The sequence below is a fragment of the Brevundimonas naejangsanensis genome, from assembly GCF_000635915.2.
GTDB lineage: Bacteria > Pseudomonadota > Alphaproteobacteria > Caulobacterales > Caulobacteraceae > Brevundimonas > Brevundimonas sanguinis.
The window spans coordinates 560,241-577,496 of record NZ_CP015614.1; the positions used below are offsets into that span (position 1 = coordinate 560,241).

The following is a 17,256-nucleotide window of genomic DNA, read 5'->3' on the forward strand; positions in this document are numbered from 1 at the left end:
TTCGCAGGCCACCTTCTCCCCCGAGGGGAGAAGGGACATGAGATTATTCAACGCCGCTTGCCCTTTCTGACGCCCTTCAGGCCGCCGGAGGGCTTGGCGCCGTTGCGGGGTTTGGGCCCGCCGGGGCGGCCCTTCCCACGCTTGGGCGGGCCGTCGCCGCCTCTCCCGCGCATGCCATAGCGCGGGGCCGGGGCGTTGGGGTCGCGCGGGTCCGGTTCGGACAGCATTTCCAGCACCAGACCGCCGGTGACGGGCGTGGCTTCCATCAGCCGGACTTCGACGCGGCGCCCCAGCGGGAAGCGCTTGCCGCTGCGCTCGCCGACCAGGGCGTGGGCGCGGTCGTCGTGGGTGAAGTATTCGTCGCCCAGCGTCGAGACCGGCACCAGGCCGTCGGCGCCCGTCTCGTCCAGCCGGATGAACAGGCCGAAGCGGGTGACGCCGGTGATCCGGCCGCTGAAGGTCGCGCCGACGTGTTCCTCAAGGAAGGCGGCGATGTAGCGATCCATCGCGTCGCGCTCGGCCGCCATGGAGCGGCGTTCGGTCTCGGTGACGTGCTCGGCGATGCCGCCCAGTTCGGCGATTTCCCGGTCCGTCAGGCCGTCCGACCCCAGTTTCAGCCCCCGGATCAGCCCGCGATGGACGATCAGGTCGGAATAGCGCCGAATGGGCGAGGTGAAGTGAGCGTAGCGGTCCAGGTGCAGGCCGAAGTGGCCGACGTTCTCGGGGCTGTAGATGGCCTGCATCTGGGTGCGCAGGACGACTTCGTTGACGACCTCGGCGTGCGGGGTGTCGCGGGTTTCCTCCAGCAGCTTGTTGAAGCGCTTGGTGTTCGGCGCCTCGCCCTTGTTCCAGGGTTTTCCAATGGTGTGCAGGAAGTCGGCCAGGTTGAAGATCTTTTCCTGACTGGGCGTGTCGTGGACGCGATAGATCAGCGGCGTGTGCGTTTTCTCCAGCGTCTCGGCGGCGCAGACGTTGGCCTGGATCATCATCTCTTCGATCAGGCGGTGGGCTTCCAGCGACTTGCGCGGCTCGATGCCGGCGATGCCGCCGTCGGGTGACATGATGATGCGGCGCTCGGGGCTTTCGATGGCCAGGGGGCTGCGGCGCTCGCGGCCCTTCAACATGGTGCGATAGGCGTTCCACAGCGGGTAGAGGATGGCCTCCATGATCGGCCCGGTGGCGTCGTCCAGCAGGCCGTCGATGGCGGATTGCGCCTGTTCGTAGGACAGCTTGGCGTGCGAGCGCATCAGCCCGCGCGTGAACTTGTGCCCGGTCTTGCGGCCGTCCTTGTCGAAGACCATGCGCACGGCCATGCAGGCGCGGTTCTCACCCTGCTTCAGGCTGCACAGGCCGTTGGACAGGACCTCGGGCAGCATCGGCTCGACCCGGTCAGGGAAGTAGGTCGAGTTGCCCTTGGCCCGCGCCTCGCGGTCCAAGGCCGTGTTCGGGCGCACATAGGCGGCGACGTCGGCGATCGCGACCCAGACGATCCAGCCGCCCGCATTGGCCGGGTCTTCGTCGCGCTCGGCATAGACGGCGTCGTCATGGTCGCGCGCGTCGGCGGGGTCGATGGTGATGAAGGGGACGTGGCGCAGGTCTTCACGCCCTTTCAGCGTCGGCACGTCCTGATCCTCGGCCTCGCGCTCCACGGCTTCAGAGAAGCCAGTCGGCACGCCGTGGGCGTGGATGGCGATGATGGAGGCGGCGCGCGGGTCGTCTTCACGCCCGATATTCTCAAGGATCTTGCCGCGCTTGGGGCCGTAGCGATGCTCGCCCTTTTCGATGGCGGCCAGCACCAGATCGCCGTCGCGCAGGTCCGCCGCCTGGGCGGCCGGCACAAGCAGAACATCCTTGGAGCGTTTGTCGACCGGCTCGACCCGCGTCTCGCGCCCGCCCTTGCGGATGACGCCCAGAACCCGGTTTCCGCCGGTGTCCAGCCGTTTGACCAGACGCGCCTCCCAGCCGTCGACGCCCTGGCTGAACTTGACCAGCAGGCGGTCGCCCATGCCGGGCGCCGGGCCGCGCCCTTCGCGGTCGGGCATCAGGATCGCACGCGGCGCGTCCTCGCCGCCCTTGACCAGTTGAACGTAAAGCTCGCCGTCGGCGTCGCGATCCACCACGTCGGCGACGCCGACCGGGGGCAGGGCGCCGACCTCGGAAAAGCCCTTGCGGCCGCGTTTGCTGAGCCGGCCCTCGGCCTCCAACTCCTTCAGCATTTCGCGCATCTGGCGCCGCTCGGCGCCTTTCAGGCCGAAGGCGCGCGCGATGTCGGCCTTTTCGGCTTCTCCGGCCTCACGCAGGAAGGCGATCAGGGATTCTTTGTCGGGCAGGCCCGCAGCGGGGCGTTTCGGAGTCTTGACCATTGCGCCCTTTCTAACGCGCTTCGCGCCGAAAGGGTGAAAACTTGCAGGAGTTGACCGCAGAGGGGCGGACGCCCAGCTTCACAAGTCACCCGTGCAACGGAGCCTGCTCTCATGTCGATGACCGACGCCCCTGTTCTCAGCCGTCCGGCCAAGTCCCTGCTGGACCTGATCGGCAAGACGCCGATGGTGGAGGTGACGCGGATCGACACCGGGCCATGCCGCCTGTTCCTGAAGCTGGAGAGCCAGAACCCCGGCGGCTCCATCAAGGACCGCATCGCCCTGTCGATGATCGAGGCCGCTGAGAAGGCGGGCTGGCTGAAGCCCGGGGGCACCATTGTCGAGGCCACGGCGGGCAATACCGGCCTGGCCCTGACCCTGGTCGGCAAGCAGAAGGGCTACAAGGTTCTGCTGGTCATCCCCGACAAGATGTCGAAGGAGAAGATCCAGCACCTGCGCGCCATGGGCGCCGACGTGCGCCTGACCCGCTCGGACGTGCCGCATGGCCACCCCGAATACTACACCGACATGGCCGAGCGCCTGGCCCAGCAAATTCCGGGCGGCTATTTCGTCAACCAGTTCGCCAACGACGCCAACTCCGAGGCCCACTTCAAGACGACCGGCCCCGAAATCTTCGAGCAGATGGAAGGTCAGGTCGACGCCTTCGTCGCCGGTATCGGCTCGGGCGGCACCATCACGGGCATCGCCCGCTATCTGAAGGCGCAGGGCTCGGACGCCAAGATCATCCTGGCCGACCCGGTCGGTTCGGCGCTGGCGGGCCTGATCAACGAAGGCGTGCCGGGGCCGGACGGCAGCTATACCGTCGAAGGCATCGGTCAGAACTTCATGCCCGAGACGACCGATCCCGACCTGATCGACGTCGCCTATTCCATCCCCGACGCCGAGGCGATCGCCACGGTGCGCGAGCTGCTGTTGAAGGAAGGCATTCTGGCGGGGTCATCCTCGGGCACCCTGATCGCCACGGCCCTGCGCTGGTGCCGCGAGCAGACCGAGCCGAAGCGGGTCGTGACCTTCGTCTGCGACACCGGCGCCAAATATCTGTCCAAGGTCTACAACGACGCCTGGCTGGCCGACCAGGGGCTGGCGGAGCGGGAATTGCACGGCGACCTGTCGGACCTCATCAACCGCAAATACGCCGCCGGCGACGTGGTGGTGATCGGGCCTGACGACACCTTGGACACGGCCTTCAAGCGGATGCGCGGCGACGGCCTGTCGCAACTGCCGGTCATTCAGGACGGTCGTCTGGTCGGCATTCTGGACGAGAGCGACATCGTCCACATCATGAACACCGACGACATCACCCGCCAAGAACGCTTCGCCAAGCCGGTCGCCTCGGCCATGACGCGCGATCTGGACACGCTGCAGGTGACGGAGTCGCTGGACGCCTTGATCCCGGTCTTTGACCGAGACCGCGTGGCCATTGTGCTGGACGGCGAGAGCTTCGTCGGCCTGATCACCCGCACCGACCTGATCAACCACCTCAGCCTGAACCGGTAAGCCCATGTCTGAACTGAAGAACCGCCAGGGCTTCTCGACCCGCGCCATCCATGCGGGCCAGCGGCCGGACCCGACGACGGGCGCGGTGATGACGCCGATCTACGCCACCTCGACCTATGCGCAGGAAAGCCCCGGCGTGAACAAGGGCTATGAATACGCCCGCGGCAAGAACCCGACGCGCGAGGCGTTCGAGGCCTGCATCGCCGATCTGGAGGGCGGGGTTCAGGCCTTCGGCTTCGGCTCGGGCATGGCGGCGACCTCGACGGCGCTGGAGCTGCTGGACGCCGGGTCGCACATCATCACCGGCGACGATCTTTATGGCGGCTCATGGCGGCTGTTCGAGCGGGTGCGCCGTCGGTCGATGGGGCTGGACTTCAGCTATATCGACCTGACCGATCTGGCGACGGTCGAGGCGGCGATCACCGACAAGACCCGGATGCTATGGGTCGAGACGCCGACCAACCCGCTGATGAAGCTGGCCGACATCGAGGCCCTGTCGCGGATCGCCAAGGCGCACCAACTGATCCTGGTCGTCGACAACACCTTCGCCACGCCGTGGAGCCAGCAGCCGCTGGCGCTGGGCGCCGATGTGGTCATGCACTCGGCGACCAAATATCTGAACGGCCACTCCGACATCGTCGGGGGGGTTCTGGTCGCCAAGGACGCCGAGATGGCGGCCCAGCTGAAGTTCCTGCAGAACTCCATCGGCGGCGTCATGGGGCCGTTCGACGCCTTCCTGGCCAATCGGGGGCTGAAGACGCTGGGCCTGCGCATGAAGGCGCACAATGAGAACGCCCTGGCCGTGGCCCGCTGGCTGGAAGACCGGGCCGATCAGAAGAATGGCGGCGTCGCCAAGGTGCTCTACCCGGGCCTGATCAGCCACCCGCAGCACGAACTCGCCGCGCGCCAGATGAACGGCCGCTTCGGGGGCATGGTCACATTGCTGATCGACGGCGACCTGGAGCGCACCAAACGCGTGCTGGAACGGGTGCAGGTCTTCACCCTGGCGGAATCGCTGGGCGGCGTCGAAAGCCTGGTGAACCACCCGGCCATCATGACCCACGCCAGCGTGCCGAAAGAGGTGCGCGAGGCGGGCGGCGTCACTGACAACCTGATCCGCCTTTCGGTCGGGGTCGAGGACATCGACGACCTGATCGCCGATCTGGATCAGGCCATCGGCTGAGACTGATTGAGGCGCCGGGGTTCAAATCCCCGGCCAGCCTGCCTAGGCTGCGGCCATGTTTAATTTTGACGCCATGCGCGAGCGCCTGGCGGAGTTCCCGACGGCGGAGATGCTGATCGGGCTCTGTCTTCTTGTCCTTGTCGCCCTTATTGCGGACTTTGTCGTCCGCCGAGTCCTGACCCGACTGATCCTGAAGGTCGTCGGGCGGGCGGTGCAGGATCTCGACGTCCTGTTGCAGCCGGTGGTCCGCAGCTTCACCCGCGTCGTTCCAGCCATCATCATCTACCGGGGCATCGGCGGCGTGCCCCATCTATCGCCCGGCGTCTTCACTCTGATCCAGAATGTGGCTGGGGCCTTTATGATCGTGGCGGTGGCTGTCGGCATCGGCGCCGCGCTGGACATGGCCAACGCCATCTACGCCCGCTCGCCGCGCGCGCATCGACGCAGCATCAAAGGCTATCTCCAGGTCCTGAAGATCGTCATCTACGCCGTCGCCACCATTCTGGTGATCGCGGCGCTGATCGACCGCTCGCCGTTGCTGCTTCTGTCGGGCCTGGGCGCGCTGGCGGCGGTGCTGATGCTGGTGTTCAAGGACACGATCCTGTCACTGGTGGCGTCGGTTCAGTTGAACTCCAACGACATGCTGCGCGTCGGCGACTGGATCGAGATGCCTCAGGTCAACGCCGACGGGGACGTCATCGACATCGCCCTGCACACGGTGAAGGTTCAGAACTGGGACAAGACCGTCACCACCATCCCCACATGGCGGATGATCAATGAGTCCTACAAGAACTGGCGCGGGATGCAGGAAAGCGGCGGGCGCCGGATCAAGCGCGCCCTGCTGATCGACCAGACCAGCGCGCGCTTCCTGACCGAGGCCGAGCGCGATCGGATGCGGCGCTTCCTCCTGATCGACGACTACCTGGCCGACAAGGCCGTCGAGATGGCCGACTGGAACGCCAAGCTGGTCGCGGCGGGACGGGACCCCGTCAATATGCGCCGCTCGACCAACATCGGCGCGTTCCGGGCCTATGTGCAGAACTATCTGGAGAACCACCCCCGCATCCGCCAGGACATGACCCTGCTGGTGCGCCAGCTGCAGCCGACGGAGACGGGCCTGCCGCTGGAGATCTACGCCTTCACCGCCACGGTCGCCTGGGCCGAGTATGAGGCGATCCAGGGCGATATCTTCGATCACCTGCTGGCGATCCTGCCCGAATTCGGTCTGCGCCTGTTTCAGTCGCCCAGCGGCGCCGACTTCGGCCAGTTGAAACCCGCATAAGAAAAGCGCGCAGAGGGCGACCTCTGCGCGCTTCAATCCTTGTCGCCTACGCCCGTCGTTGCCGACGGGGAGGGGACGGCTGGATCAGCCTTCGGTCTTCAGTTGACCGGCCGATTCCTTGCCCGAGCGACGGTCGCGCTCGATTTCGTACGAAACCTTTTGGTTTTCGTCCAGGCCGCGCAGGCCGGCTTGCTCGACGGCCGAGATGTGGACGAAAACGTCCTTGCCGCCGTCATCCGGCTGGATGAAGCCGTAGCCCTTGGTGGAGTTGAACCATTTAACAGTGCCGGTAGCCATTTTCAGGACCTCCGCTAGAAGTTGGCCTCAGAGAACGTCCCTGATGGCCTGTCGGGTCTGTATGGATCGGCTTAGACCTCGGTGCGCGGGGCAGAAGGCAGAGCGTTACGCAGTGAGATCGACCCCGATAAAGTGGACCGTTCCTCGTCCTAATGCAAGGGGCGCGGTTCAGGGCTCGGCGGTTTCGGGGGGCGAGACCCAGTTCTCCTGACATAATTTACGCAGGGCCGAGGTGATGGTCGAGCCATACAGGGCATCCTGGATCCGCTCATACCCCTCGGTCTTCAGGGCTTGTTTCACATCGCCTACCGTCCGGCAGGCGCCGCTTTGGGCCAGTTGGTACGCACGTTCCAAAGTCGTCGGTCGAAAAGTCATGGCGTCAGCCTAAGCCTTTTCGCGGCAAAGATGAAACCGGCGCCTGAAACGCGGCGCGGCCGGTCAGAAATAGACGCTGATTCCCGCCACCAGGGCGTCGGCGTATTGCTCGCCCGGAACCTTGGCGTTCGTGCCGTGCCAGCGCAGTTCGGCCTCCAGATTGGACGTCAGGGCGTAGGTCGCGCCGATGTTGTAGCCGGTGTAGTCGACGCTCTCGTCCTGCTCGCGGCGGCCGATCTCGGCCGAGACGTTCAGCTTGTCGGTGAAGTCCCAGCCGCCGCGCAGGGCGACCCAGGTCCAGGCCTTCACCGAACCGGCGCCGTCGGGCGAGTGCTGCAGCCGCAGGCGGGCGCTGGCCGGGCCGATCGAGCGCTTCATGTCGGCCGTGAATTCCCAGGCGTTGGCGTCATAACCGGGGGCGGCGTCCACCCGCCACTTGTGCGCGGCGTTCAGGTCGAAGTCGAAGCCGGCCCACTGCGGACGCACCCCGCCGGTCAGCTCCAGCTCCAGCTCCGAGCCGCCGCTCTTGATCGTTTCGGCGGCGGGGCTGACGTAGAAGAGGCCGCTGTCGCTTTCCCACTCGGCCGCGCCCCAGACGAAGGGATCGCCGTCGGACTTGGAGGCGTCCTTGGAGCGGTTGTCGCTGGCGGCGCCCGCGCTGAAGCTCCAGCGGCCGGGCATGTCCTGGGCCTGGGCCGTCGAGGCTAGGATCAGGAGCGGGGCGGTCGCCAAAAGGGCGGTCGTCAGGATGCGCATGGTCGGCCTCGTCAGGGGAGTGTCGAGGCCGCTTCCTAGAGACGCTTCTTGTCGAATTTATCACAGGCCTGCGAAAACTCGTCCGTCAGCCGAGCGACAAGCTGGGCCGTGGTCGGCACGTCGTGGATGGCGCCCGACCCCTGACCGGCCGACCAGACGGTCTTCCAGGCCTTCGCCTCTTCGCCCATGTCCAGCTTGTGCTCGGGCAGGGACTTGGGGTCGATGTTGTTCTCGACCAGCGACGGGGTCAGGAAGTTGGCCGGGATGCCCGACACGGCGGGGGTGTAGGTGATGTCGGCCGAGCCCGCCTGGACGATCATCTCCTTGTAGTGTGGCTGGGCCGCGCTCTCGGTCGTGGCGATGAAGCGAGTGCCCATATAGGCGAAGTCGGCGCCCATCATCAGCGCCGCCGCCACGTCCTGACCGGTCGAGATGGCGCCCGCCAGGATGATGGTCCCGTCGTAGAAGCTGCGCACTTCGTTGATCAGGGCGAACGGGTTGACGACGCCTGCGTGTCCGCCCGCGCCGTTGGCGACCAGGATCAGGCCGTCGACGCCGGCCTCGGCGGCTTTGCGCGCATGACGCACATTGGCGATGTCGTGGAAGACCACGCCGCCATAGCCGTGCACCGCGTCCACCACGTCGCGCACGGCGCCCAGCGAAGTGATGATCAGCGGCACCTTCTCCTCGACCGAGACCATCATGTCGGTCATTAGGCGCGGATTGGTCGGGTGGACGATGTGGTTGACGCCGAAGGCGGCGGCGTCGGGGTTCAGGCGCGCCTTGATCTCGTGCAGCCACTCCCGATAGCCCTCGGTCGTGCGCTGGTTCAGCGAGGGGAAGGTGCCGATCACGCCCGCATTACAGGCCTCCACCACCAGATCCGGCCCCGACACCAGGAACATGGGCGAGGCGATCACCGGCAGCTTCAGGCCGGACTGCAGGGAAGCGGGAATGGCCACGGGTCGTCTCTCCTGAGTTGCTTTTGGCTACGCTAACCGGCTGTCGTCAGGGAAGGCAATGCGTTCCAGCGCCCTTCTCCCCTTGTGGGAGAAGGTGGCAGGCGGAGCCTGACGGATGAGGGGTGTGAGCGCCCTGGCGGCCGATGATCGCACGGGACAGGCGCAGGACAGCAAACCTCGCGCCGACACCCCTCATCCGAGCGCCTCCGGCGCCCACCTTCTCCCACAAGGGGAGAAGGAGAAAAAAGAGAGTCCAATTCGTCTGAAATTCGCATCAGTGGATGCTGAAGGGCACGGTGACGACGAAGGTCGATCCGACCTCTTCGGGTTTGATCGTGGCGGGGTCCAGCCGGCCGCGAAGGACGATTTTGACGGCCGCCTCGCCGAAGCCGCTGCCGCGAGGAACCTCGCCGATCACGACGCAGTTGGTCGGCTTGCCTGAGAGCGCCACTTCGCAACGGACGGCGGCGCCGCCGGAAAGACCGCGATCGACCGCCCTTTGCGGATAATCCGACGCCTTCGGCTGGGGCGGCGTCAGCCATCGTGATTCAATGTTGGCCAACGTCCGGGGCGGTTCCTGCGGGGGCGGCTCGGGGGCGAGATTGAACGGCACGCGGACGGCGAAACGGCGAGAGGCCGCGTCAGCGCCGCCATCGCTGACCACCACGCGCCCGCGCTGGACGATGCCCAAGGCGGCCGGACCAAAACCCATGCCCGGCGGCGTTTCGGAACGGACTTCGCAGTTGACGGGCCGGCCGTCCGGCGCGGCGTCGCAGGCGATCACGGCGGCGCCGCTGACGTCCGCCTGCAGGGCCGCTTCGGGGAAGTCATCGACCGAGGCCTGCGGCGGGACGCTCCAGCGCGGGGGCGCCAAGGCCTGATCGGCCTCCTGGGCCGAAGACGCCGGGGGCAGGGCGGCGACGCCTGATGCGATCACCAGCGCGCTCAAGGCGAAGCCAAGCTTGGTGGGCAAGATCATGGATGCTCCTGAAACAGGCCGCCGAAATGTCTCTGCGGAAAAAAGAGAGTCCAATTCGTCTGAATCGTCTGAAATCGCCTCGTCACCGCACGGCCGGTCTCCCTCGGCCGGGGCGCAGTCTAGCACAGGTGAAACCGGGGGATGGCCGATTGCAGCGGGGGCGGCGTTTTCTTTGGCGGGGCGAAGGCCTAAATGGCGGGCATGACCCACTATACCGACAGCCTCAGCCAGCTCGGCGTCCAGACCGCCGCCCCGACGAACCCGCAAGAGGCGGTGCTGGAGCGCGTGCCCAATCCGCACGCCGACACGCTTTATGTGGCGCGCTTCACCGCGCCGGAGTTCACCAGCCTGTGCCCGGTGACGAACCAGCCCGACTTCGCCCACCTCGTCATCGACTATGTGCCCGGCGACTGGCTGGTCGAGAGCAAGAGCCTGAAGCTGTACCTGACCAGTTTCCGCAACCACGGCGCCTTCCACGAGGACTGCACCGTCGCCATCGGCAAGCGCCTGGCCGAGCTGCTGCAACCGAAATGGCTGCGCATCGGCGGCTATTGGTATCCGCGCGGCGGCATCCCCATCGACGTCTTCTGGCAGACGGGCGCGCCGCTGGAGGGCGTGTGGCTGCCGGATCAGGGCGTGGCGGGGTATCGCGGGCGGGGGTGAGGGTTAGTCACGGGAGTTCTGTTTGTGACTCAACAGGGACGTTCTGAAAATCTGCTTTGTCGCCCGCGACTAGGCAGCCTCTGGCTTCACTAAGGTTTGGATTTCAGCCACTGCCTCCTTGAAGCCGGCGCTCGTCAAACGGTAGCCGACCTTGGAGTCACCGTGAACGAACTTGGCCTGCTCCAGCTCTCGCAACTTATTGCCTGCTGTCGATGGCCCGCGCCGACTAAGGCTCGCTTTCACGACAGCCAGCGGCACAGCGTCGGGATAGTGGCTATGCAAGAGGATGAGTAGCTCTGACCTGACGCTAAGGTCCCCGTGCACCAGCCGGACGCCATCGATCTCCTCCACCAAGTCGCCAACTGGAGCTTGCAGGAGCGCGATTAGACGCCCGGCCTCCTCCATGCTGATCGCCGTCGAAATGCGGACAAGCTCCGCCATGATCCATGCAGCCGCATGATGTGCATAAGCTAAGTCGATCGTGTTCGGGTCTACTTCGCCTTTATGCGCAATATTTCTCTTGTTGCGAACGGTGTAGACGGATCGCGCTATCCTTGGTGCCGTAATCCGAAGGCTCTCGGGCAGCTTGCCTTGTGTCGCGGCCACCTTGTCGAGATAATGATCGACCTTTGGAACTGCGTCGTACGTCCCCGAAGCTATCTGCTGGAGGCATTGAACGAAGGTCTCCACAAACTTCCCGGGGGAGGCGCGTTCCAAGGTCTTGGTCGCGAGATCCGCTCGCATCTTGCGGAAGTCACGGACCAGCTCTCTAGCTAACTTGTCGCCAACCATAGCCTCGATGGCGGCGACGATCCGATCCTCCGCCATGGATCTAAGCCTCGCTCTTCAGCATACGTTCCACCGCTTGGATGCCGGCGGTTGTCAGCTTAAATTTTTTGCGGGCCTGTTGCGACTTGCCCGACTTCAATAGCTGTCGGACGAGCTGCGGCTTCGAAGACTTCAGCTTATCCATAGCCCGAGTGATATTTCCGACGGCCTCGCCGGTATCCTTGAGTTTATCGTTCACGGCCTGCGACGTGAAGTCCTCAGCACCTCCGACGACCTGAAACCAGTAGCCTCCAACCAGCGCCTTGTCGGCATCCGTCTGAGGCTGCGCTTCACCAAGCAGATCCGCGAACTCAGTAAAGGCGCTCGACCTCCGAGCGCCACCGGCTGGTGATGCCGCGTCTTCACCTTCATCAGAGTCCGTGTCGCGGTTCGTACCACTGTGGATCGAATTGCCGCCTGCCCCTGACATGGGCACTTCCAACGCGCCTACTGCCCATGCGATCGCACGGCTACGCCCCTCCGGCGACAGAGGCAGCAACGCCTCGTGTAGAGACTTCATTGCCGATAGCTCTTTGATCGGGTCGGCACCTTCACTCTCGTCCATTGCGATACTCCGTTCTAGCTTTGTACCAAAAATCGGTTGGAAGTGTCGGGCTGTCAAGAGTGTGTAGAAAGATTTGCAAAGTTGGTTGCAGGTGACCCTGACTGAAGCAGTCCATATTCTTACCACGCAGCACGTATTGGAAAAAATATTGTTTTAATTCAATAAAATACACCGTCATGTGGTGTGATCTGAATGTGCGTGTCATGGTATATTGTCCTAGGATGCCCGCGCGGGGGAGGCGGGGGGCGTCGAGCGCCGGAGCCAGTTGGCAAGGTTCGGTCTCGGACGTGGTCCTAATGTTGCCCCCTGGCGCTCAGCCGCTGTCGGTCTGACAAGCTTGTTCTGATGCTTTTTTTGATGTTTCTCCTTAGTCTCCGCACATGACTCCATCCCCCCGCCTCCCGCTCGAAGCTTGGGGTCGTCGCCTGATGACGCGCGCGGAGGCGTGGGCCGACCGCTCGCGGCTTCGTCGATACGCCTATGAGTTCCTGTGGTTCGGGCTGAAGCAGGGGTGGGCGTGTCTGTTCGGCGGGGCGATGCTGGCGCTGATCCTGGGGACGTTTCTGTTCTGGCCCGTCTTGTGGCCTGAAGGTGGGGCGCCGCTGGCGCGCTATGATTTTCTGGTGCTGGGGGCGCTGGGGATACAGGCGCTGATGCTGGCCTTCCGGCTGGAGAGCTGGGAGGAGGCGCGGGTCATCTTCCTGTTCCATGTCGCCGGGACGATCATGGAGCTGTTCAAGACCTATCACGGGTCGTGGATCTATCCGGAAGAGTCGGTGCTGAGGATCGGCGCCGTGCCGCTGTTCTCGGGCTTCATGTATGCGGCGGTGGGCAGCTACATCGCGCGGGTGCAGCGCATCTTCCATATCCGGGTGCGGAACTATCCGCCGCTGTGGACGACGTGGGTGCTGGCGGCGGCGATCTACGTCAACTTCTTTGCGCACCACTGGCTGCCGGACGTGCGGCTGGCGCTGTTCGCGGCGACGGGGCTGCTGTTCATGCGGGGGTGGTTCTACTTCACCGCCGACCGGACGCGGCGGTCGATGCCGCTGCTGCTGGGCTATGGGCTGGTGGCGCTGTTCATCTGGTTCGCGGAGAACCTGGGGACGTTCGCGCGGGCCTGGGTCTATCCGGGGCAGAGCGACGGATGGGAGATGGTCAGCCTGAACAAGCTGGGGGCGTGGTTCCTGCTGATGATCATCTCGGTGGTGCTGGTGTCGATCGTGCACCGGCCGGAGGAGGAGGCGGGGTAGGAAGGCCTTCTCCCCTTGTGGGAGAAGGCGGGCGCCGGAGGCGCTCGGATGAGGGGCGGCGGCGGGGCGTTTGCCGCCTGTGCTCGCCAGATGACGTAATCGGATGCCGGGGCGCTGACACCCCTCATCCGTCTCGCTGCGCGAGCCACCTTCTCCCACAGGGGGAGAAGGGGCGTTACGGCCTGACCGTCACCTTGTGCGCCAGGTTGGGGCGGGGGCGCTCCAGCGGGGGCTCGGACAGGGAGCCGACGTGGATGAAGCCGGCGATGCTCTCGCCGTCCTCGACGCCGAACAGGGCGACGGCGGCGGGGTCGTAGGCGTACCAGTCGGTGATCCAACTGGCGCAATAGCCCAGGGCGTTGGCGGCGTGCTCAAGGTTCATGCAGACGGCGCCGGCGGACAGCTGCTGCTCCCACACCGGAACCTTGTGGCCTTCGATGGGGGTCGAGACGACCAGGATGGTCAGCGGCGGGTTGGCCAGCTTGGCCAGGGAGGCGATCTCCTTGCCGGTGCGGTTCTGGGTTTCGCCCAGCACGGCGATGGCCTCGGACAGCTCGGCGCGGCTTTGGGGGCCAAGGATGACGAAGCGCCAGGGGAACAGCTTGCCGTGGTCGGGGGTGCGGGCGCCCAGGAGCAGGATCTGCTCGACCTCGGCGTCCGAGGGGCCGGGCAGGCTCAGCAGCTGGGCCGAGGCCGAGCGGCGCACGGCCAGACGCGACAGCAGCTCTTGCGAACGGACGGGCAGGGGCAGGGGGGCGGACAGGTCTGACGGGCTCATGGCCGCTTAGCTAGGATTTCCCGGCCTCCGGCGCCATAGCAGGGGCATGAGCAAGATCCGCGACATCAAGCCTCGCTGGGCCGAGGGCCTGCCTGACACGCCGCCGTGGCGCAGTCTGGGGACGAGCGTGATCGTCGATACGCCCTGGATGCAGGTGACGCGCCATCCCGCCGTGGCGCCGACGGGGGCGGATGCGGACTATATGGTCATGCGGCCCAAGAATGTCGGCACGGGGGTGCTGCCGCTGCATGACGACGGGACGGTCAGCCTGGTCGGGCAGCACCGCTTCGCCCTGATGCGCTACTCCTGGGAGATGCCCGAGGGCGGGGCGCCGCAGGGGGAAGACCCCTTCGAGGCCGTGAAGCGCGAACTGGCCGAGGAGGCGGGACTGACGGCGCAGCACTGGCGCGCGGCGCTGGACATGGACTTGTCCAACTCCATCACCGACGAGCGGGCGATGACCTGGGTGGCGTGGGGGCTTGAGGCGACCGAGACGGCGCCGGACGAGACGGAGGTCTTTCTGTCGGCGCGCGTGCCCTTCGGCGAACTGATGGCCGAGATCGCGCGCGGCGCGGTGCGCGACAGCCTGACGGTGGCGACGGCTTACCGCGCCTACCATATGGCGCGGGAGGGCGAACTGCCCGCCGCGCTGGCGCGTTCCATGCTGGGCGCGTAAGATCGCCGCCGAATGCGAAGGAAGCCGGATGGCCAAGCTGGAAGTCGTGCCGCAACAGCCGGACCTGTGGGCGCAGTTGCGCGCCGCAGCCCAGGACGCTGCGCGCGAGGAGCCTCGCCTGGCGTCGCAGCTGAACGCCGTGGTGCTGGCGCACGATGATTTCGCGGGGGCGCTGAGCTTCCAGATCGCGCGCAAGCTGGGCGATGCGGAACTGGGCGCCATGACGGTGCGCGAGGTGGCCCTGTCGGCCTTTACCGCCGATCCGGGCATCGTGGCCGCCGCCGAGGCGGACCTGAAGGCGGTGCAGGAGCGCGATCCGGCGATCCGCTCGCTGTTGCAACCCTTCATGTATTTCAAGGGGTTCCAGGCGCTGCAGGCCTGGCGCGTGGCGCACTGGCTGTGGACCCAGGACCGCGACACCCTGGCGTTTCACTTCCAGAGCCGGATTTCGGAGCTGTTCCAACTGGACATCCACCCGGCGGCGCGGATCGGCTCGGGCGTCTTCCTGGACCACGGCACGGGCATCGTCATCGGCGAGACGGCGGTGATCGGCGACGAGGTGTCGATGCTGCACGCCGTGACCCTGGGCGGGACCGGGGCCGAGCGCGGCGACCGCCATCCGAAGATCGGGCGCGGCGTCCTGCTGGGCGCCGGGGCCAAGGTGCTGGGCAACATCACGGTCGGCGACTACGCCAAGGTGGCGTCCGGCTCGGTGGTGCTCAAACCCGTCCCGGCGGGCTGCACCGTGGCGGGGGTGCCTGCGCGGCTGGTCAACTGCCCCACCGACGCCACGCCGGCGCGGACCATGGACCATACGCTGTCCGACATCGTCTATGACTTCGTGATCTGAGACTCTGCTGTGGGCTGATCCTGTCCGGGCTTCCAATCGGCAGACGGCTTCTCTACCCTTCGCGGCCAACGAGTTGAACGAGGCTACCCCGTGACCGAGAACGATCTGAAGCGCGTCGAGACGCACCTGAAGCGCACCTTCAACCACGGCGGCATCAAGGTGAAGGGCCGCAAGGTGGCCGATTCCGCCGAAGTCTATGTCGACGACGAGTTCATCGGCGTGGTGTTCGAGGATGAAGACGAAGCCGGTTCCTACATGTTCGAAATGGCGATCCTGGCGGAAGACCTGCCGCCGGCCTGAGGCCCGCCTGACGACGTGAATTGAAAAAGGCCGGAGAGGGCGTCCTCTCCGGCCTTTTTTCTTGGCGCTCAGCGCCGGATCACAAGCCGAACAGACGGGCGAAGAAGCCCTTCTTCTTTTCGGGGGCGGGCGTGTCGACCGGCTTCACCGGCTCGACCGCCGCAGCGGCGGCGGCGGGCGCCGTGGCCTGAACGGGCGGCTCGACCGGGGCGACGACGGCAGCCACGGCCGGCTCGGCCTTGGCCTCTGAGGCGGACGGCGCGGCTTTCACGGCGGGCTTGGCTGCGGGGGCCTTCTTCGGCGCTGCAGCCTTCTTGGGCGCGGCGTCCTTGGCGGCGGCCGTCTTCGCGGTCTTGGCGGCCGCCGGCTTCTTGGCCGGAGCGGCTTTGGCGGTCGTCGCCTTGGCGGCGGCGGGCTTGGCCTTGGGCTCAGCCTTGGGCGCGGCCGCCTTGGCGGGAGCCTTGGCCGCCGCAGCGGCCTTTACGGTCTTGGGCTTGGCGTCAGCTTTTGTCGCTGCGGCGCTCGACTTTGCCGCTGGTTTCGGCTTGGAAGCGACAGAAGCCGCTTTCGCGGCAGGTTTCGTCTCAGACGGTGCTTTGGCCATAAACTCCCCGACCCCTCGTTGGACGCGGGCGTGTGATCCAAGCCCGCACTGGCGATTCGTTATTATAACGGTGTTTGAAAAATGTCCGAATCCGCAGTTCAGGTGATCGCCCGCGGCGACCGCGCCCCGGCCGAAGCCGCCGCCGCCGCCATCGACGCCAACCCCCTGCTGGAAGGCGCCACCTACTCGATCCTGGAAGAGGATGAGGACAAGGAAATCTGGCGCATCGACGCCTTCCCGACCAGCGACGAGGAGGCCGAGGGCATCGCCGAGATCCTGCGCGCCACCCCGGGCCTGGAAGTGGTGGTCGAGAAGCTGGCGGACGCCGACTGGCTGGCCATGAGCCTGTCGGGCCTGCCGCCGGTCGAGGCGGGGCGCTTCTTCGTCTATGGCGCGCACGATCAGGGCAAGATTCCCGAGGGCCGGGTCAATCTGAAGATCGACGCGGGCGCCGCCTTCGGCACCGGCCACCACGGCACGACGGTCGGCTGTCTGGAGGCTTTCGACAAGCTGCTGGAAACCGAGAGCTTCGAAAAGGTGCTGGACGTCGGCTGCGGCACAGGGGTGCTGGCGATTGCGGCGGCCAAGACCGGCTCGCCCATCGCCGTCGGCACCGACATCGACGAGCCCTCCGCCCGCATCGCCAATGAGAATGCGGCGATCAACGACGCCAAGTGCGAGTTCTATTTCGCCGACGGCCTCAGCGACGCGCGCATCGCCCAGCACGCGCCCTATGATCTGGTGTTCGCCAATATCCTGGCCGCGCCGCTGGTGTTCCTGGCGCCCGAGATCGCCGGGGCGCTGAAGTCGGGCGGTGTCGCGATCCTGTCGGGCCTGCTGCGGACGCAGGAGGAGCGGATTCTGGAGGCCTATCTGCCGCTGGGCTTCGTGGTGGAGCAGACGATCCATCATGACGCGTGGAGCGCGTTGCAACTGCGTAAGAAGTAGGCGCACCGATTCTCCCTCCCCGTCCCGGGGAGGGTGGTCGCGTAGCGACCGGGTGGGGAGGGCCTGGTGATCCTGGCCT

19 protein-coding genes are annotated in these 17,256 nt (G+C 66.0%); 9 read left to right on the forward strand and 10 right to left on the reverse strand.

Annotation, left to right across the window (positions count from 1 at the left end; all coding sequences use genetic code 11):
* Positions 1-47 precede the first annotated feature (47 nt).
* Positions 48-2,363, reverse strand: a complete 2,316-nt coding sequence (gene rnr, locus DA69_RS02705) for a ribonuclease R (protein WP_025977583.1) — start codon at positions 2,361-2,363, stop codon at positions 48-50.
* A gap of 111 nt (positions 2,364-2,474) precedes the next feature.
* Here rnr and DA69_RS02710 point away from each other — a divergent pair, with 111 nt between their 5' ends.
* Genes DA69_RS02710 through DA69_RS02720 form a run of 3 tightly spaced genes read left to right on the forward strand, consistent with a single transcriptional unit; the run spans position 2,475 to position 6,343 of the window.
* Positions 2,475-3,878, forward strand: a complete 1,404-nt coding sequence (locus tag DA69_RS02710) for a pyridoxal-phosphate dependent enzyme (protein ID WP_025977582.1) — start codon at positions 2,475-2,477, stop codon at positions 3,876-3,878.
* 4 nt (positions 3,879-3,882) lie between these two features.
* A complete protein-coding gene (locus tag DA69_RS02715) occupies positions 3,883-5,061 on the forward strand; it encodes a trans-sulfuration enzyme family protein (protein WP_025977581.1) in 1,179 nt (392 codons plus the stop codon).
* 55 nt (positions 5,062-5,116) lie between these two features.
* A complete protein-coding gene (locus tag DA69_RS02720) occupies positions 5,117-6,343 on the forward strand; it encodes a mechanosensitive ion channel family protein (protein ID WP_025977580.1) in 1,227 nt (408 codons plus the stop codon).
* A gap of 84 nt (positions 6,344-6,427) precedes the next feature.
* On the opposite strand, the gene DA69_RS02725 is transcribed toward DA69_RS02720, so the two are convergent.
* From DA69_RS02725 to DA69_RS02745, 5 genes are all read right to left on the reverse strand, one after another.
* On the reverse strand, positions 6,428-6,640 hold the full coding sequence (locus DA69_RS02725; protein ID WP_003164457.1) for a cold-shock protein: 213 nt from the start codon (positions 6,638-6,640) through the stop codon (positions 6,428-6,430).
* A 168-nt stretch (positions 6,641-6,808) separates the two neighbouring features.
* Positions 6,809-6,940, reverse strand: coding sequence for a hypothetical protein (locus tag DA69_RS14995; RefSeq protein ID WP_268750900.1), 132 nt, complete (start codon positions 6,938-6,940; stop codon positions 6,809-6,811).
* 138 nt (positions 6,941-7,078) lie between these two features.
* On the reverse strand, positions 7,079-7,771 hold the full coding sequence (locus DA69_RS02735; protein WP_025977578.1) for a TorF family putative porin: 693 nt from the start codon (positions 7,769-7,771) through the stop codon (positions 7,079-7,081).
* 35 nt (positions 7,772-7,806) lie between these two features.
* Entirely contained in the window at positions 7,807-8,733 is a 927-nt protein-coding gene (locus tag DA69_RS02740; RefSeq protein ID WP_025977577.1) for an NAD(P)H-dependent flavin oxidoreductase, read from the reverse strand.
* A gap of 274 nt (positions 8,734-9,007) precedes the next feature.
* On the reverse strand, positions 9,008-9,712 hold the full coding sequence (locus DA69_RS02745; RefSeq protein WP_025977576.1) for a TonB family protein: 705 nt from the start codon (positions 9,710-9,712) through the stop codon (positions 9,008-9,010).
* A 201-nt stretch (positions 9,713-9,913) separates the two neighbouring features.
* Between DA69_RS02745 and queF the strand changes: the two genes are divergently transcribed.
* Positions 9,914-10,375: a preQ(1) synthase gene (queF, locus tag DA69_RS02750; RefSeq protein WP_025977575.1), complete on the forward strand. Its 462-nt coding sequence runs from the start codon at positions 9,914-9,916 to the stop codon at positions 10,373-10,375.
* Positions 10,376-10,444: 69 nt separating this feature from the next.
* On the opposite strand, the gene DA69_RS02755 is transcribed toward queF, so the two are convergent.
* Together DA69_RS02755 and DA69_RS02760 are read right to left on the reverse strand one after the other, a co-directional pair.
* Complete coding sequence (locus tag DA69_RS02755; protein ID WP_025977574.1) at positions 10,445-11,203, reverse strand: hypothetical protein; 759 nt, start codon at positions 11,201-11,203, stop codon at positions 10,445-10,447.
* A gap of 4 nt (positions 11,204-11,207) precedes the next feature.
* Complete coding sequence (locus DA69_RS02760) at positions 11,208-11,768, reverse strand: hypothetical protein (RefSeq protein ID WP_025977573.1); 561 nt, start codon at positions 11,766-11,768, stop codon at positions 11,208-11,210.
* A gap of 428 nt (positions 11,769-12,196) precedes the next feature.
* On the opposite strand from DA69_RS02760, the gene DA69_RS02765 reads away from it, so the two are divergent.
* On the forward strand, positions 12,197-13,021 hold the full coding sequence (locus DA69_RS02765; protein ID WP_029972567.1) for a DUF817 domain-containing protein: 825 nt from the start codon (positions 12,197-12,199) through the stop codon (positions 13,019-13,021).
* Positions 13,022-13,196: 175 nt separating this feature from the next.
* On the opposite strand, the gene DA69_RS02770 is transcribed toward DA69_RS02765, so the two are convergent.
* Entirely contained in the window at positions 13,197-13,799 is a 603-nt protein-coding gene (locus DA69_RS02770) for a nitroreductase family protein (RefSeq protein WP_025977571.1), read from the reverse strand.
* 46 nt (positions 13,800-13,845) lie between these two features.
* On the opposite strand from DA69_RS02770, the gene DA69_RS02775 reads away from it, so the two are divergent.
* The 3 genes from DA69_RS02775 (at position 13,846) to DA69_RS02785 (ending at position 15,625) form a co-directional block, all read left to right on the forward strand.
* Positions 13,846-14,475, forward strand: coding sequence for an NUDIX domain-containing protein (locus DA69_RS02775; RefSeq protein ID WP_025977570.1), 630 nt, complete (start codon positions 13,846-13,848; stop codon positions 14,473-14,475).
* Between the two features lie 28 nt (positions 14,476-14,503).
* A complete protein-coding gene (gene cysE, locus DA69_RS02780) occupies positions 14,504-15,325 on the forward strand; it encodes a serine O-acetyltransferase (protein ID WP_025977569.1) in 822 nt (273 codons plus the stop codon).
* Positions 15,326-15,415: 90 nt separating this feature from the next.
* Entirely contained in the window at positions 15,416-15,625 is a 210-nt protein-coding gene (locus DA69_RS02785; protein ID WP_003167318.1) for a DUF3126 family protein, read from the forward strand.
* Positions 15,626-15,704: 79 nt separating this feature from the next.
* Here the strand turns inward: DA69_RS02785 and DA69_RS14490 are convergent, their stop codons facing one another.
* On the reverse strand, positions 15,705-16,229 hold the full coding sequence (locus DA69_RS14490) for a hypothetical protein (protein ID WP_025977568.1): 525 nt from the start codon (positions 16,227-16,229) through the stop codon (positions 15,705-15,707).
* Positions 16,230-16,310: 81 nt separating this feature from the next.
* On the opposite strand from DA69_RS14490, the gene DA69_RS02795 reads away from it, so the two are divergent.
* Positions 16,311-17,177 (forward strand): 50S ribosomal protein L11 methyltransferase, encoded by an 867-nt coding sequence (locus DA69_RS02795; protein ID WP_025977567.1) that lies wholly within the window; start codon positions 16,311-16,313, stop codon positions 17,175-17,177.
* Positions 17,178-17,256 lie beyond the last annotated feature (79 nt).

What these genes read in the sequence shown, in the direction of transcription:
- DA69_RS02755 (WP_025977574.1), bottom strand. Translation starts at nt 11,203, where the DNA reads ATGGCGGAGGATCGGATCGTCGCCGCCATCGAGGCTATGGTTGGCGAC.
- DA69_RS02765 (WP_029972567.1), top strand. Translation starts at nt 12,197, where the DNA reads ATGACGCGCGCGGAGGCGTGGGCCGACCGCTCGCGGCTTCGTCGATAC.
- rnr (WP_025977583.1), bottom strand. Translation starts at nt 2,363, where the DNA reads ATGGTCAAGACTCCGAAACGCCCCGCTGCGGGCCTGCCCGACAAAGAA.
- DA69_RS02770 (WP_025977571.1), bottom strand. Translation starts at nt 13,799, where the DNA reads ATGAGCCCGTCAGACCTGTCCGCCCCCCTGCCCCTGCCCGTCCGTTCG.
- DA69_RS02715 (WP_025977581.1), top strand. Translation starts at nt 3,883, where the DNA reads ATGTCTGAACTGAAGAACCGCCAGGGCTTCTCGACCCGCGCCATCCAT.
- DA69_RS02720 (WP_025977580.1), top strand. Translation starts at nt 5,117, where the DNA reads ATGTTTAATTTTGACGCCATGCGCGAGCGCCTGGCGGAGTTCCCGACG.
- DA69_RS02775 (WP_025977570.1), top strand. Translation starts at nt 13,846, where the DNA reads ATGAGCAAGATCCGCGACATCAAGCCTCGCTGGGCCGAGGGCCTGCCT.
- DA69_RS02725 (WP_003164457.1), bottom strand. Translation starts at nt 6,640, where the DNA reads ATGGCTACCGGCACTGTTAAATGGTTCAACTCCACCAAGGGCTACGGC.
- DA69_RS02760 (WP_025977573.1), bottom strand. Translation starts at nt 11,768, where the DNA reads ATGGACGAGAGTGAAGGTGCCGACCCGATCAAAGAGCTATCGGCAATG.
- queF (WP_025977575.1), top strand. Translation starts at nt 9,914, where the DNA reads ATGACCCACTATACCGACAGCCTCAGCCAGCTCGGCGTCCAGACCGCC.
- DA69_RS02795 (WP_025977567.1), top strand. Translation starts at nt 16,311, where the DNA reads ATGTCCGAATCCGCAGTTCAGGTGATCGCCCGCGGCGACCGCGCCCCG.
- DA69_RS14490 (WP_025977568.1), bottom strand. Translation starts at nt 16,229, where the DNA reads ATGGCCAAAGCACCGTCTGAGACGAAACCTGCCGCGAAAGCGGCTTCT.
- DA69_RS02745 (WP_025977576.1), bottom strand. Translation starts at nt 9,712, where the DNA reads ATGATCTTGCCCACCAAGCTTGGCTTCGCCTTGAGCGCGCTGGTGATC.
- DA69_RS02735 (WP_025977578.1), bottom strand. Translation starts at nt 7,771, where the DNA reads ATGCGCATCCTGACGACCGCCCTTTTGGCGACCGCCCCGCTCCTGATC.
- DA69_RS02710 (WP_025977582.1), top strand. Translation starts at nt 2,475, where the DNA reads ATGTCGATGACCGACGCCCCTGTTCTCAGCCGTCCGGCCAAGTCCCTG.
- cysE (WP_025977569.1), top strand. Translation starts at nt 14,504, where the DNA reads ATGGCCAAGCTGGAAGTCGTGCCGCAACAGCCGGACCTGTGGGCGCAG.